Consider the following 13,143-nt stretch of genomic DNA (forward strand, 5'->3'; position numbering starts at 1 on the left):
CTCCGCCGCTGGGCGAGGAGGGCGCGCCGAGGGCCGGTCAGATGACGACCGAGTCCAGGCTCGCCATGATCTCGCGCATCAGGGCGGCGGTCTCGGACGGCGTCTTGCCGACCTTGACCCCGGCCGCTTCGAGGGCCTCCTGCTTGGCCGCGGCGGTTCCCGACGAACCGGACACGATCGCGCCGGCGTGGCCCATGGTCTTGCCCTCGGGAGCAGTGAAGCCCGCCACGTAGCCGACAACCGGCTTGGAGACGTTGTCCTTGATGTAGGCCGCGGCCCGCTCCTCGGCGTCGCCGCCGATCTCGCCGATCATGACGATCGCATCGGTGTCGGGGTCGTTCTGGAACGCCTCGAGGCAGTCGATGTGCGTCGTGCCGATGACCGGGTCGCCGCCGATCCCGACGGCGGAGGAGAAGCCGTAGTCCCTCAGCTCGTACATCATCTGGTAGGTCAGCGTGCCGGACTTGCTGACCAAGCCGACCCGCCCGGGGCCGGCGATGTCGGCGGGGATGATCCCGGCGTTGGACTGCCCGGGGCTGATGAGGCCGGGGCAGTTCGGGCCGATGATGCGGGTGCCGCCCTTGCTCTCTGAGTAGGCGAAGAACTCCGCGGTGTCCTTGACCGGGATGCCCTCGGTGATGACGACGACGAGGGGTATGCCCGCGTCGATGGCCTCGACGACGGCCGCCTTGGCGAACGGCGGCGGCACGAACACCACCGACACGTTCGCGCCGGTCTGCGCCATCGCCTCGGCGACACCGCCGAACACCGGCACGGTGACATCGTTCGGGAAGTCGACCGACTGGCCCGCCTTGCGCGGGTTGACGCCTCCGACGATGGCGGTGCCCGAGGCCAGCATCCGGGTGGTGTGCTTCATCCCCTCGGAGCCGGTCATGCCCTGGACGATGACCTTGGAGTCCTGGTTGAGGAAGATCGACATCGCTCCGCCGCCCCTTCTACTTCGCCGCTGCAGCGAGCTCGGCGGCCTTGCGGGCCGCGCCGTCCATGGTGCCCTCGATGCTGACGAGGGGGTGGTTCCGTTCGGCGAGGATCCGCCGGCCCTCGTCGACGTTGTTGCCGTCGAGGCGCACGACGAGCGGCTTGGTCGCCTCGTCGCCGAGCTTGTCGAGGGCGCCGACAATGCCGTTGGCCACCGCGTCGCACGCGGTGATGCCGCCGAACACGTTGACGAAGACCGCCTTGACCTGGGGGTCGCCGAGGATGATGTGCAGGCCGTTGGCCATCACCTCCGCGGAGGCGCCGCCGCCGATGTCGAGGAAGTTCGCGGGCTTGGGTGGGGTCGTGAGGCCGCGGTCCGCAGCGACCTCCTCGCCCGCGTACGCGACGACGTCGAGGGTCGACATGACCAGCCCGGCGCCGTTGCCGATGATGCCCACGTCGCCGTCGAGCTTGACGTAGTTGAGGTTCTTCTCCTTCGCGGCGGCCTCGAGCGGGTCGGCGCTGAGGGCGTCCTCGAGGCCGGCGTGGTCCTCGTGCCGGAAGTCGGCGTTCTCGTCGAGGGTGACCTTGCCGTCGAGGGCCACGATCTGCCCGTCCGAGGTCTTGACCAGCGGGTTCACCTCGACGAGGGTCGCGTCCTCCTCGCGGTAGACGTCCCAGAGCTTCGTGAGGACGGCCGCGATCGCGCCCCTGTCGGCCTCGTCGAACCCGGCCGCGTCGACGATCTCGCGGGCCTTGGCGTCGTCGATACCGACGTTGGGGTCGACGGGGACGCGGGCCAGGGCGTCGGGCCGCTCCACGGCGAGCTGCTCGATCTCCATGCCGCCCTCCTTGGAGCACATGGCGAGGTAGGTGCGGTTCGCGCGGTCGAGAAGGACCGAGAAGTAGTACTCCTCGGCGATCGATGCGCCCTGGGCGACCATGACGCGGTGCACGGTGTGGCCCTTGATGTCCATGCCGAGGATCTGCTCGCCCGCCGCGGCCGCCTCGTCGGCCGACTTCGCGACCTTGACGCCACCGGCCTTGCCGCGGCCGCCGGTCTTCACCTGGGCCTTGACCACGACGACGCCGCCGCTCTTCGGACCGATCTCCTCGGCCGCCGCACGGACCGCCTCGGGGGTGTCGGCCACGATCCCGGCGAGCACGGGAACCCCGTGCGCCTCGAACATGTCCCGCGCCTGGTACTCGAACAGGTCCACGCCAGCCGTCCCATCGTTGGAATGAGCGATTTCGTGCGGGTCGAGCCTATCGGCCGGGTCCGGACCGGCCGAGGGCCCCCGCGGACGATGCGACCGACCTCACGCACATACCCTGGCGTATGCGGGTCAGCCGACGGCGACGGCCTGCCCGGCCGGGACGAGCAGCACCCATACCGGGCCGGACGCCATGGGGATGGGCGCCCCCCCGGGGCCGCCTGCGGTGTAGCTGGTCGGTGACCCGAGGTCGGGGCGGGCCCACTGGCCCTTCCAGACCTGCCCGTCGCGGAGCACCGCCGCCGGGCCCGACCCGACCAGGTCGACGACCGGCGTCTGGACGCCGTTGACGTCACGGTTGTCGCTGAGGTGGGCGGGGACCTCCTGGACGACCACGGTGGCGGCGCCGACCCGGGCCCCGCCCGGGGCGACGTCGGGCCGTCCGTCGGTCGTGAGGAGGTACCGGCCGGTCCCGGCGTCCCACGTGAAGGCGACCTGGGAGGCCGGCCACGCGGTCGACACCGAGCCGGCCGGGGACCCGCCCGGTCCCGGGGGGCCGAACCGGAACCCGGGGTCCCCGTTGGTGGCACTCGTGCCGGCCCGGACGAGCAGGGCCTGGCTGTTGCCGATGACGTTGTAGGGCGCCCGCCGGTCGCCGGTCCGGCGGTACCCCTGGGTCCCGGCGTCGTACGGGATCGAGGCGAGGTTCGCCTGGTCCACGAGGCCGCGGGTGAACGCGGACCCGCCGGAGTAGGCGAGCGCGACCCGGCCCCAGTTGGCCAGCAGGGCGACGTCGGTCTCGCGGGCGCTGCGGATCGGCCCGACCTCGGGCGGCAGGTCTCCGGCCCCGGTCGAGAAGACCGCCATGAGGCGGGTGAGGCCGCCTTCGACCGGCTCGACGTAGACCACCTCGGCCCGCTCGATCCCCAGCCGCGGACGGGACCCGGCCGTGTTGTCGATCTTGACCGCGAGCACGGAGCCACCGGGCAGCCCCGGCAGGGCTGGGGTGGTCGGGCTGGGTGGAGGCTCCGTGGTGGTGGTCGAGGTGCTCGGGTGAGCCGGTGCCGCCGCAGCGGTCGTCGGGCCCGGCCCCGGAGCCGCGGAGGAGCACGCCACGAGGGCCAGGGCGGTGGCGACGGCCACTGGTGCGGCGACGGTCGTCGCGGCACCTAGAGGCCAGCGGACGAGGCGGCGGTTGGCCCTTTGCGGACACGGCAACCGGGGGTCACTTCGCTCGGACACGGGGCGCGAGCCTAGGCCATCTGATTGGGTGATGTTGTCGACTCACGGCGTGCCCGCCGTAGCCGAACCTGGTTGTGGGGCCGCAGCCCCTTGGCGGCCCCACAACCTTTCGGTCGCCGACTGTGCGGTTATGCCGGGGCTTTCGCTCCCGGCCCACCACGGAGACCCGTGGTGCCCGAATCTCGCCCGCTGCGGGAATAGCGGGGATTCGACCCTGTTCACCCTCGACTCGGAACACTGCGGCATGGGGGGTTGTCGCACTGCTCCGTACGACCATGGTGGAACCTCCACGGCTCCAGTACCTACCGACTTTGCCAACTCTTTAAGGTCGCGAGGGAAATGCCGGACCTAACGGTGGGCGAATCGTCTCACCTGTTGGGATCGACGTTCGCGCGTACCCAGTCGACGATCTCCGTGGTGGTCGCTCCTGGGGTGAACACGGTGGCGACACCCATCCGCTTCAGCTCCGGCAGGTCGTCGTCGGGGATGATCCCGCCGCCGAAGACGACGATGTCGGAGGCGTCGCGCTGCTTCAGCAGGTCGACGACTTTGGCGAACAGCGTCATGTGCGCGCCGGAGAGCACTGAGAGGCCGACCGCGTCGGCATCCTCCTGGATGGCCGCCTCGACGATCTGCTCCGGCGTCTGGTGCAGGCCGGTGTAGACGACCTCCATGCCCGCGTCCCGCAACGCTCTCGCCACGACCTTGGCGCCGCGGTCATGACCGTCCAGGCCCGGCTTGGCCACCACCACCCGGATGGGCGACCCCGGCCGGTCGGAGAGGTGCTCGCGGGGTTCGGCCGGGTCGGGCGCGTCGGACATGCCGCGAAGCGTAGCGAAGCCCCCTGGTGGGGGTTAGTGTCGCCGAACCATGCCGCCTCGTTCGTTGCCGACCGCCGCTGGGTCGCCCACCCGCGGCCGAGCTGACGGTGCGGCACGGGTCAAGGGGTATGCCTGGGGCCTCGCCTCCCGGGTCGTGGGTGCCGTCCAGGGGGCCGCCGCCTCGGCGTCCGACATCGTCGGCGAGGCCGCCAGGGCGCTGGCCACCCCCACCGGGCTCGCCGGCGCGACCGTGGAGGCGCTGTGGCTGGGTACCCATCTCGCGATCTACCCGCTCGGGATCATGGGGACGCACGCCAAGGACGTCTCCCAGGGGTACCGGATCGAGCATCTCGGCCCGGTGCAGCGCGGTCTGGTCATCTCCGACATCGAGGCGGCCGGGACGCCGATCCTGCTCGTGCACGGCATGGCCGACAACCGGTCGGTGTTCACCCTGCTGCGCCTCGGGCTGCGCCGCCGCGGCTTCGGTCACATGACGACGATGAACTACTCGATCCTCACCGGGGACGTCCGCGTCGCCGCCGCGCAGCTGGCCGAGGAGATCGAGGCCATCGTGGCCGAGACCGGCTACGAGCGGATCCACGTGGTCGGGCACAGCATGGGCGGCCTCATCGCCCGCTACTACGTGACGCGGCTGGGCGGGGACGAGCGGGTCCACACCCTCGTCACCCTCGGCAGCCCCCACCACGGGACCTACCTGGCGTACGCGTGGAACAGCCGGATCATGCAGCAGCTGCGCCCCGGGAGCCCACTGATGCAGGAGCTGGAGCAGCCGGTCGAGAGCTGCCGCACCCGCTTCCTCTGCTACTGGTCCGACATCGACCAGCTGATGTTCCCGCAGCGCACGGCCGCCCTGGAGCACCCCGATCTCAACGTGACGAACGTCGAGATGCATGGCGTAGGTCACATGAGCCTGCCCATCATGCAGTCCGTCGTGCACGGGATCGGGGCGGCACTGGCCCACCTGGACTCCGACGGCAGCACGGTGGCGCCGGGCGCGACGCCGTTCGCCGGTCGCCGCCGAAGCGGCTGACCGCCCACGTCGACCGAGTTCGACAACGGACCTGGTCACAGCCCGATCCGACCCCTCCCGCGGGCCGGTCGGGGCCGCTAGGTTGTGCTCCGCGACGTCGTCCCCAGCTCCGTCGCGTGCCCCGTCGTCGTCCGACCGTCCAGTGCTGTCCGGCGGCGCCCACCCCTGCTCCACACCGGCTCGTCGCTCGGTCACGCCGCCCGCAAACCTGTGGATGGCGATTTGGGATAACGAAATGGTCACGTTAGGGTAACCGCCGACCCAGAAAGCCCCTCTGCCGGTCATCTCCCCGAAGCCCCCAAGGATCCCCTCTCTTGTCTGACGCTGCATACCGCGGGCGCCACCGGCCCCCGGCGGGACGGCATCGTTCCGCCCGTTCCGCCCGGACCCACGAGTCGACGGGTTCCTCCCTTCCCCGCTTCGTCGGGTCCGGGTACCTCCTCCCGACCGCCGCGGCGGCGACCCTGGTGCTCACGGCGACCGGCGCCCACATCGGTGGGACGACGGGCGCCCCGAGCGCCTCGGCCGCCCCCGCGACGAGCCTGACCGCATCCGGCCTCGTGACCGAGGACCCCATCGAGCGCGACGTCGTCGAGCGCTCCGGACGTGACAGTGCCCGCGCCTCCGCGCTGACCGGGACCGACTCCTTCGACACCGCCGCCAGTGGCCGCGCCGACCAGCAGGATGCCGCCGACGCTGCCGACCGCACGCAGGCCCAGGCCGGTGCCGCCGACGCGAAGGCTGCCGCCGACGCCAAGGCTGCCGCCGACGCCAAGGCTGCCGCGGACTCCGCGGCCGCTCAGGCCCAGGCCGACGCTGACGCCCAGCAGGCCCAGGCCGACGCGGCCGCCGCCGCGGCCCACAACTGGGTCCCGTTCATCGACGGCGGCTACCAGCTCACCTCCGGCTTCGGTATGCGGTGGGGCGCGATGCACCCAGGCCAGGACTTCGCGGTCCCGGTCGGGACCCCCGTCAAGGCGATGTCCTCGGGCACCGTGCTCTTCGCCGGCTGGCAGGGCGGCTACGGCAACAAGGTCGAGATCCAGTACTGGGACGGGACCGTCTCCTGGTTCTGCCACAACAGCAAGCTGATCGTGACGCAGGGCGAGCAGGTCACGCCGGGCGAGCTCGTGTCGATGTCCGGCAACACCGGCCACTCGACCGGCCCGCATGTCCACGTCGAGATCCACCCGCAGGACGGTGCCCCGATCCCGCCCCTCCCCTGGCTCAAGAAGATGGGCACGATGCCGTAGGGCTCGTCCTCCCGTCACCCGCAGCGCAGTGTCCCGATCCTGGGGCGCTGCGCTGCTGTCGGTTCAGAGCTTGGTGACCGGCGCATACCGGAGCAGGAGGCGCTTGACGCCCTCGGCACCGAAGTCCACGTGCGCCATCGCCCGGTCCCCGTCGCCCTCGACCCGGAGCACGGTGCCGAGCCCGAACGAGTCGTGGGTGACCCGGTCGCCGGGGTTCAGGTGGAGCGCCGGCCGCGACGACGCCCGCGCCATCTCGCGGCGACCCGCCAGCGACTCCATCGCCGAACCGCCCATCCGGCGCCCCTGCCGCGCCGCGTCGACCGACGACTCGAGGCGCTCCCACTGGACCAGCTCGGGCGGGATCTCGTCGAGGAACCGGGACGCCGGGTGGTACTGCGGCGCGCCCCATGCGGAGCGGACCGCCGCGCGCGACAGGTAGAGCCGCTCGCGGGCGCGGGTGATCCCCACGTAGGCCAGCCGGCGCTCCTCCTCCAGCTCGAGCGGCTCGGACAGCGCCCGCATGTGCGGGAAGGTGCCGTCCTCCATCCCGGAGAGGAAGACCACCGGGAACTCGAGCCCCTTCGCCGTGTGCAGCGTCATGAGGGTGACGACGCCGCCGTCGGCGCCGGGTGCGCCGGAGGGGATGTCGTCGGCGTCGGCCACCAGCGAGACCCGCTCGAGGAAGTCCTCCAGCGAGACGACCTCGCCGGTCTCGATCCGCTCCTCGTCGAACTCCCGGGCGACCTCGACCAGCTCGGCGAGGTTCTCGATCCGGGTCTCGTCCTGGGGGTCGGCGCTGGCCCGGAGCTCGCGGAGGTAGCCGCTCTGCTCGACCACCGCCTCGATGAGCCCGGAGACGCCAGACCCGTCGGCCCAGACCCTCGACAGCGACTCCAGCAGCGCGGTGAACGCCTCGATCGCCGCCACCGACCGGGTGGCGATCCCGGGGGCGTCCGCCGGCTGCCCCAACGCCTGGACGAAAGTGATCCGCTCACGCTCGGCCAGCTGGGCGATGCAGGCCTCGGCCCGCTCGCCGATCCCGCGCTTGGGCACGTTGATGATCCGCCGCAGGTTGACCGTGTCGGCCGGGTTGGAGATCACCCGGAGGTAGGCGAGCGCGTCCTTGATCTCCTTGCGCTCGTAGAACCGGGTGCCGCCGACGACCTTGTAGGGCATCCCGACCCGGACGAGTACCTCCTCGAACGCGCGGGACTGGGCGTTGGTCCGGTAGAAGATCGCGACGTCCCGCGGCCGGACGCCCTCGGTGTCCTGCAGGTGGTCGATCTGCTTGGCGACGAACGCCGCCTCGTCGTGCTCGCTGTCGGCGACGTAGCCGACGATCTTCACCCCGTCGCCGGAGTCGGTCCAGAGGTTCTTGGCGCGGCGCTTCTCGTTGCGGGCGATCACGGCGTTGGCGGCCCGCAGGATGGTCTGCGTGGAGCGGTAGTTCTGCTCCAGCAGGATGGTCCGCGCGTTGGGGTAGTCCTGCTCGAACTCGACGATGTTGCGGATCGTCGCGCCGCGGAACGCGTAGATCGACTGGTCGGCGTCGCCGACGACGCACAGCTCGCCCGGCGGCACCGCGTGCGCCGGCGCGTCGTCCGGGAGGGCCGGGCCCACCAGCTCCTTGACCAGCTGGTACTGAGCGACGTTGGTGTCCTGGTACTCGTCGACGAGAATGTGCCGGAACCGGCGCCGGTAGTGCTCGGCCGCGTCGGGGAACGCCTGGAGCAGATGGACGGTCGACATGATGAGGTCGTCGAAGTCCATGGCGTTGGCCTGGCGAAGCCGACGCTGGTACATCGTGTAGGCCTGCGCGACCATCCGCTCGTGGTGCGTGCCGGGGCCGTCCTCGGCACCCACGCGCGACGCATACGTCTCCTCGTCGACGAGGTCGTTCTTGAGGTTGCTCACCGCGTGCGAGAACGCTCGCGGCTGGTAGCGCTTCGGGTCGAGGTCGAGGTCGCGCAGGACCAGGGTCATGAGGCGCTGGCTGTCGGCGGCGTCGTAGATCGAGAACGTCGACTTGAGGCCGAGCCGGGTCGCCTCGCGGCGCAGGATCCGCACGCACGCCGAGTGGAACGTCATCACCCACATGGCCTTGGCGCGGGGGCCGATGAGGTCGGCGACCCGCTCCTTCATCTCGCCGGCCGCCTTGTTGGTGAAGGTGATGGCGAGGACCTGGCCGGGTTGGACGTGCCGGGCGGCCAGCAGGTAGGCGATCCGGTGGGTGAGGACCCGGGTCTTGCCGGACCCGGCACCGGCGACGATGAGCAGCGGCGGGCCGTCGTGGACGACCGCCAGGCGCTGCTGCGGGTTCAGGCCCTTGAGCAGCTCCTGCGGGTCGTGCAGCCGTCCGTCGGAGTCCGTCGGGCGACCCGGTCCGCCAGCCGTGTCCGCGCCGGGTTCCGCGATGGCCCACAACGGGATTCCCCGCTCGTCGACGTCTCCCCCGGGTACGGGACGCGGCAGGTCGAGGTCGTCGAAGAGGGTGCTGGGCTCGGAGGTCATCGCGTCGTCCAGCCTACGTCCGCGGGGGGACGGTCACCGGCAAGGTCCGGCCGAGGCGCCGTCTCGCCAACGGACATTTCGCCGGCGCCCGTGTACCTTCCTACGAAGTCGTCGTTCGGAGGTGTCGTGGTTCGTGCTCTCGTGGTTCCGCGGCGGGCGGGCGCGTTGGCGGTCAGGCTCGCGGGGGTGCTCGCCGTGGTGGGCCTCGCGGCGGGGTGCGGCCACGAGCTGGCCACCCCTCCGGTGAACCCGCCGGTGCTGGCCGACCTCTCGCCGACCACCACGTCCTCGACGTCCTCCTCCGCGACGACCGCTACGACCGCTACGACCTCCGGTACGCCGTCGAGCGCGCCGTCGGAGACCCTCACCGTCTCGGCCGTCCCGCGCACCACGCCGACCCGGGCGACCACGACCAACGCCACTCCCAAGGTGACGACGACACCCAAGCCCACCCCGAAGCCCACCCCGAAGCCCACGCCACCCGCGCCGCCCGCGCCGCCGCCGGTCACGACTCCGGTCTCCGACCCCTCGTGGGTCGCCTGCTCCGCCCAGCTCGGCGGAGTGCAGGTCTCGGTCGGCGCCCGCCAGCGCACGGTGACCGTCGTCAACGGCAGTGGTGGGACCACCGCCGTCGTGTCGTTCTGGCTCCGTACCAACACCCCGTGCGGGTTCGCCAACGCGTTCACCGACTCCGGCGGCCGGATCGGCTACGGCGGGATGACCAACGGGGCGACGCGGACCCAGGGGAACGGCACCACCCCGACCGGCACCTACACGATGACCGAGGCGTTCGGGATCCAGGCCAGCCCCGGAACCGCGCTCTCCTACCGACGCGTGGGCGCCGGGGACTTCTGGGTCGAGGACAACAACTCGGCCTACTACAACACGTACCGCAACGAGTCCCAGGGCGGGTTCGACGCGACGCTCCCACTCTCCGACCCGAACGGGTCCGAGCGGCTGCTGAGCTTCCCCGGCCAGTACGACTACGTCATCGTCGTCAACTTCAACCGGGCGCCCGACGCCCAACGGCCCAACCGCGGCGCCGGCATCTTCATCCACGTCCGCGGGAGCGGGGCGACCGCGGGCTGCGTCGCGGTGTCCAGCAGCGAGATGGTCACCATGCTTCGCACGATGCGCGCCGGCGACACGGTGACGATCGTCCCGTAGCCGTCGGCGTGACCGCGGCCGTGGTCAGGCGGCGACGCGCTCCGCGAGCGGGAGGCCGGCCTCGCGCCAGGCCCGCAGGCCGCCGACGATGTCCGTCGCGCGGTTCAGCCCCAACCGCACGAGGGTCGCGGCGGCCAGCGACGACGCATACCCCTCCTGGCAGAGCACGAGGACGCGCGTCTCGTACGAGGTCCACGGCAACCGGGCCGCGCTGCGCGGGTCCAGCCGCCACTCGAGGACATTGCGCTCGATGACGACCGGGCGCAGGGCCGGGTCGACCTCACCCTCGGCCCGCCGCTGCGCCTCGGGCCGGATGTCGACCAGCACGGCACGGTCGTGCAGCAGCAGCTGGTATGCCGCCCGCGGCGAGATCCGGTGGTAGGCGGCGCGGGCCTCGTCGACCAGGTCGTCCACGGTGGCCGACGCGGCGGGGACCGCTGCCACTGACGGAGCCGACCGGCCGGAGAACAGCCGCGTCTCCCAGTGGATCTCGGTGGTGCGCTCAGCGGTCGGGGTCGCTGTGGAGGTCGCGGTCACCACGACGACGCGTCCTGCGGCGTGGCCAGCCGGTGGGGGCCGTCGGGTCCGAGCTCGAACTGGCCCATGGTCACCAGGCCGGGGGCGTAGGCGTGGACCGTCAGCGCCCGGCCGGGACCGGCGCCGACGACGTTGTGCACGTGGTCGCGCCCGAACGCCCGGGCGTCGCCTTCGGTCAGGGTCCGGTGCTGGACCGCGCCCAGGGCCCAGGTCTGCTCGAGCACGACGCCCGAGGCCACGGCGAAGGCGCCGGATGCCTCACCGTGGTCGTGCCATCCGGTCTCGGTGCCCTCCGGCCACGAGATCAGCCAGACGTCCAGGCGGGCGTCGCCCGCCAACCGGGCCCAGGTGCGGTCGCGGCTCTCGGGGAGCAGCGCGGAGAGGTTCGGGTTGAGGGCGTAGCTGCGGGCGGTCCGTCGCAGCTCGGCCAGCGGCACGGCGGCCGCGCGGGTGTCGAGCGGAGAGGTCGAAGCGGTCATGTCGGGTCCCCAGGGTCGGGGCCGGCGCCTGGACGTCGCCGCGTGAAGCGGGGACGGGCACCGGCGGGCTGTCGTCGGACGGTCTGAGCGGGTCGAGCAGGCGGTCAGGACCGGCGACAACAGCGCGCGACGACGCGCCACGAGGTCGCCGAGACCGGCCGACCCGTGCACATTCGCGTCGCGCTGCTGGAGAGCATGTGACAAGGACATCAGCGATGAGGACGGGCTCGCAAGCGGATTGATACATCATCTCGCGTTATGGACATCCCTACGCGTCGTTATGTTCAGGTCGCCCTCCTAGGCTGGCCGCCATGACCGCCTCCACCCTCACCGTGCCCGCTCTCGTCGTCCCCCGGAACGGCGGCTCCGACGTCCTCACCGTGCAGGACCGCGACGTTCCCGCGCCGGGCCCAGGCCAGGTGCGCGTCACCGTGGCGGCCGCCGGGATCAACTTCATCGACATCTACCAGCGCGAAGGCGTCTATCCGATCCCGACGCCGTTCGTCGTCGGGGGCGAGGGCGCCGGCACCGTCGAGGCGGTCGGAGACGGTGTCGACCTGGCCGTCGGTGACCGGGTGGCCTGGGCCGACGGGCCGGGCAGCGCCGCGGGCGCGGTCCTGGTGGACGCGGCCAAGGCGGTCCGCGTCCCGGACGGCGTCGACCTCGAGGTCGCCGGGGCCGTGATGCTCCAGGGCATCACGGCTCACTACCTCGTCAACTCCACGTATGCGGTCCAGCCGGGCGACCTCGTCCTGGTCCACGCGGTGGCCGGCGGGGTCGGTCAGCTCCTCGTCCAGCTGGTCAAGGCCAAGGGGGCGACGCTCATCGGGACGGCGGGCTCGGCGGAGAAGGTGACCCTCGGCCTGGGGCTCGGCGCCGACCACGTCATCGACTACTCCCAGCTGGCGAACCTGGGCGAGCTGCCCGACAAGGTCAAGGAGCTGACCGGTGGCGAGGGCGCCCACGTGGTCTACGACGGGGTCGGGAAGACGACGTTCGACGCATCGCTGGCCTTGCTGCGGCGGCGCGGGATGATGGTGCTGTTCGGCGGCGCCAGCGGTCAGGTGGCCCCGTTCGACATCCAGCGGCTCAACCGCGGCGGTTCGCTGTTCCTCACCCGCCCGACGATGGGCGACTACATCGCGACGCGCGACGAGCTGGAGTGGCGTACGTCGGAGATCCTCGGCGCCGTGGCCGACGGGTCGCTGAAGGTCGACATCGGCGGCCGCTACCCGCTCGCGGAGGCCCGGGCCGCCTACGACGCCCTTGCCGGCCGCCAGACGACCGGCAAGCTCCTCCTCGTCCCCTGACCCCTCCTGACCCTCCTGACCCCGTCGCCGGTTCGTGCTCTGGACCGCTCGGGATTCCGGCTCCAGACGGCACGAACCGGCCACCACGTCGTGGGGTCACCTCGGTTGATGGAGGCCCCGGTCGCCGGACGCTCGGTCTCACGCCCGGGCGGTCCTCGGTGGTCTCACGCTCGGCCCGCCCTCCACGGCGAGCGCCCGGCGCTGGCGACCGTTGGCGATCTCGGCAGACGCGGCGCACGCCAGCGCGATGACCAGCTTGACGCCGATCTTGGCGCGGATGAGCTCGTCGGCCGGGTCGCTGCTCATCTCGTGCAGACCGACCAGGACGAGGCCGGTGACGACCTGGGCGGGTGCGCCCAAGACCATCGCCATCCGGATCCGACCGGACCGCGGCGCGGCCAGCCACGGGCCGATGATGGCCGCGGCACCGACAAGGTGGAGGACGACCAGGATGCCGATCACCACGTGCATACCGGTGCCATAGCCATCGCCGGCGGAGGCTCGACGGCGCCACGGAAGCCGTGCCAGGGTGACCCATGGCTCCCACGGCAGCGTCCATCGACGAGTACATCTCGACCTTCCCCGCGGCCACCCAGGAGATCCTCCAGGAGCTGCGCCG

Annotated in this window: 12 protein-coding genes; 4 read left to right on the forward strand and 8 right to left on the reverse strand. The window is 71.9% G+C overall.

Annotated elements, in window-relative coordinates:
• Positions 1-37: 37 nt before the first annotated feature.
• The 4 genes from sucD to VIG79_RS16010 all read right to left on the reverse strand — a co-directional run bounded on the left by sucD (position 38) and on the right by VIG79_RS16010 (position 4,216).
• A complete protein-coding gene (gene sucD, locus VIG79_RS15995) occupies positions 38-940 on the reverse strand; it encodes a succinate--CoA ligase subunit alpha (protein WP_331887470.1) in 903 nt (300 codons plus the stop codon).
• Between the two features lie 16 nt (positions 941-956).
• Positions 957-2,159, reverse strand: coding sequence for an ADP-forming succinate--CoA ligase subunit beta (gene sucC, locus VIG79_RS16000; protein ID WP_331887471.1), 1,203 nt, complete (start codon positions 2,157-2,159; stop codon positions 957-959).
• A gap of 126 nt (positions 2,160-2,285) precedes the next feature.
• A complete protein-coding gene (locus tag VIG79_RS16005; protein WP_331887472.1) occupies positions 2,286-3,296 on the reverse strand; it encodes a DUF3048 domain-containing protein in 1,011 nt (336 codons plus the stop codon).
• A 467-nt stretch (positions 3,297-3,763) separates the two neighbouring features.
• Complete coding sequence (locus VIG79_RS16010) at positions 3,764-4,216, reverse strand: cobalamin B12-binding domain-containing protein (protein WP_331887473.1); 453 nt, start codon at positions 4,214-4,216, stop codon at positions 3,764-3,766.
• A 64-nt stretch (positions 4,217-4,280) separates the two neighbouring features.
• Between VIG79_RS16010 and VIG79_RS16015 the strand changes: the two genes are divergently transcribed.
• Together VIG79_RS16015 and VIG79_RS16020 are read left to right on the forward strand one after the other, a co-directional pair.
• Entirely contained in the window at positions 4,281-5,267 is a 987-nt protein-coding gene (locus tag VIG79_RS16015) for an esterase/lipase family protein (RefSeq protein WP_331887474.1), read from the forward strand.
• A gap of 314 nt (positions 5,268-5,581) precedes the next feature.
• Entirely contained in the window at positions 5,582-6,520 is a 939-nt protein-coding gene (locus VIG79_RS16020; RefSeq protein ID WP_331887475.1) for a M23 family metallopeptidase, read from the forward strand.
• Between the two features lie 63 nt (positions 6,521-6,583).
• Here the strand turns inward: VIG79_RS16020 and pcrA are convergent, their stop codons facing one another.
• Entirely contained in the window at positions 6,584-9,031 is a 2,448-nt protein-coding gene (gene pcrA, locus VIG79_RS16025) for a DNA helicase PcrA (RefSeq protein ID WP_331887476.1), read from the reverse strand.
• A 186-nt stretch (positions 9,032-9,217) separates the two neighbouring features.
• On the opposite strand from pcrA, the gene VIG79_RS16030 reads away from it, so the two are divergent.
• Positions 9,218-10,198 carry a L,D-transpeptidase family protein gene (locus VIG79_RS16030; RefSeq protein ID WP_331887477.1) on the forward strand — a complete coding sequence of 327 codons (981 nt, stop codon included), beginning with the start codon at positions 9,218-9,220 and terminating at the stop codon, positions 10,196-10,198.
• A gap of 24 nt (positions 10,199-10,222) precedes the next feature.
• Here VIG79_RS16030 and VIG79_RS16035 read toward each other — a convergent pair whose 3' ends face one another.
• Entirely contained in the window at positions 10,223-10,738 is a 516-nt protein-coding gene (locus VIG79_RS16035; protein WP_331887478.1) for a rhodanese-like domain-containing protein, read from the reverse strand.
• Positions 10,732-11,214: a cysteine dioxygenase family protein gene (locus tag VIG79_RS16040; RefSeq protein ID WP_331887479.1), complete on the reverse strand. Its 483-nt coding sequence runs from the start codon at positions 11,212-11,214 to the stop codon at positions 10,732-10,734. Before VIG79_RS16040 ends, VIG79_RS16035 begins: the two co-directional genes overlap by 7 nt.
• A 311-nt stretch (positions 11,215-11,525) precedes the next feature.
• Between VIG79_RS16040 and VIG79_RS16045 the strand changes: the two genes are divergently transcribed.
• Positions 11,526-12,524 (forward strand): quinone oxidoreductase, encoded by a 999-nt coding sequence (locus tag VIG79_RS16045; protein ID WP_331887480.1) that lies wholly within the window; start codon positions 11,526-11,528, stop codon positions 12,522-12,524.
• A 138-nt stretch (positions 12,525-12,662) separates the two neighbouring features.
• Here VIG79_RS16045 and VIG79_RS16050 read toward each other — a convergent pair whose 3' ends face one another.
• The gene (locus VIG79_RS16050) at positions 12,663-12,995 is read right to left on the reverse strand and encodes a hypothetical protein (RefSeq protein WP_331887481.1); all 333 of its coding nucleotides are present in this window, start codon (positions 12,993-12,995) and stop codon (positions 12,663-12,665) included.
• Positions 12,996-13,143: the final 148 nt, after the last annotated feature.

The organism is Lapillicoccus sp. (genome assembly GCF_036559105.1).
Lineage (GTDB): Bacteria > Actinomycetota > Actinomycetes > Actinomycetales > Dermatophilaceae > Lapillicoccus.